The sequence below is a fragment of the Halalkalibacter flavus genome (assembly GCF_036663575.1).
GTDB lineage: Bacteria > Bacillota > Bacilli > Bacillales > Bacillaceae_D > Halalkalibacter > Halalkalibacter flavus.
Genome location: NZ_JAWRVK010000137.1, coordinates 1 through 383 on the forward strand (window position 1 = coordinate 1; position 383 = coordinate 383).

The window sequence follows — 383 nt, forward strand, 5'->3', positions numbered from 1 at the left end:
ATTTTTTGCGCTTCACCCTTGCTATACTTAACAATAAAATCAATCAGAAGTATTTCTAATACCCTCTCTAGCGTAAAATGGTGATTAGGGAATAGTTGAGCAATATCTGAAAGCATCACTTCTCCTCTTAGTGCATCCTTCCTTTTCATTTTAGAATAGAAGATCTCGACCTCATCATCTACTGGAGGTTTTCTTACTGGATAAAGAGGTACTTCCTCTATGTTCTTTTCATCATATTTTTTCAATCTCACATTAGGTGTTCCTTGGTCGTATTCAAGAAGGAGTTGATAGGTTGCTTTTATGTCCTGTTTTCTCCTCACGTAATCAAGGAAGTCTTCCCATAACATCTCAACAAGGTTCCCTAATTTAAACCGATTTTCTGT

General features: G+C 36.3%; 1 protein-coding gene. It reads right to left on the minus strand.

The window, feature by feature from the left end; translation table 11 throughout:
* On the minus strand, positions 1-383 hold a 383-nt coding region (locus SAY88_RS24790), incomplete at both ends, for a hypothetical protein (protein WP_431308922.1).